The sequence below is a fragment of the Microbacterium sp. BF1 genome (assembly GCF_019279095.1).
GTDB lineage: Bacteria > Actinomycetota > Actinomycetes > Actinomycetales > Microbacteriaceae > Microbacterium > Microbacterium maritypicum.
In genome coordinates this window covers 1-883 of sequence record NZ_JAGYWT010000724.1, presented here as the reverse complement: position 1 = coordinate 883, position 883 = coordinate 1, and the positions used below count along the sequence as shown (strand labels likewise).

1 protein-coding gene and 1 pseudogene are annotated in these 883 nt (G+C 68.7%); both read right to left on the bottom strand.

The features are described from left to right. Positions 1–217: pseudogene (locus tag KZA10_RS16335) on the bottom strand (GNAT family N-acetyltransferase); the annotation flags it as partial. A gap of 51 nt (positions 218–268) precedes the next feature. Next, a partial coding sequence (locus KZA10_RS16330; RefSeq protein WP_218683415.1) for a M23 family metallopeptidase occupies positions 269–883 on the bottom strand: 615 nt, incomplete at its 5' end.

The window sequence follows — 883 nt, the reverse complement described above, 5'->3', positions numbered from 1 at the left end:
GGCGGTCGTCGCGCACGGCGACGAGCGTTCCCAGGCTCGTCGGCAGCGGCTCGGCGAGTATGCGCCGCCAGCCCGCGGCTCTCTCATCGACGGAGAGGCTGTCGAGCACCGACTGGTCGATGAGTCCTCGATAGGCGGCCTGCCACGAACGCACGTGCACGCCAGCGATGTCTTCGGCGTCTTCGGCGCGTGCGTCGCGGATCACCAGTGCACTCATCCCGCCACCCTACGGTGATCGCAGAGGCGGCGTGGGGTCGTGCGGTGCCGGTCAGCTCACGTTCTTCTTGAGCCACGGAAGCGGGTCGACCGCCACCGTGTTGATGTGGACCTCGAAGTGCAGGCACGAACCGAACACGTACCCTGTCGAGCCGACGTCGCCGATGTACTGGCCCTCCTCGACGCAGTCTCCGACCTCGACCGCGCGACTGCCGTAGGTCATGTGCGAGTAGACGGTGCTCACGGCCTGCCCGTCGACGATGCTCTCGATCTGGATCGTGACGCCGTAACCCTGGTAGCTCTCGGTGGACCGCGAGACGCAGCCCTTCATTGCTGCGTTGATGGGGGTGCCGATGGGGGCGGCGAAGTCCTGGCCGAGGTGTGATCGGCCCGGCCGCGAGGCGCCGAAGCCATCGGTGAACGAGTAGGTCCCGTCGGCCATCGGCATCACGATGCGTCCGGCGAGGGGGATGTCCATCGCGCTGGAGAGAGGCATGCCGGCGGCGACGGCGGCGGCAGCGGCGCGGGAGCGGGTCTCCTTGATCTCCTCGGGCGTCGTCGCGGAGAAGTTCCCCCGGGGATCGATCTGGGCCCGGATTCCCGCCTTCGCCGTGTACGACTGCGCGGTTCCTTCGGCCGCGGTGGAGACGCTGGCGCTGGCGTTGGC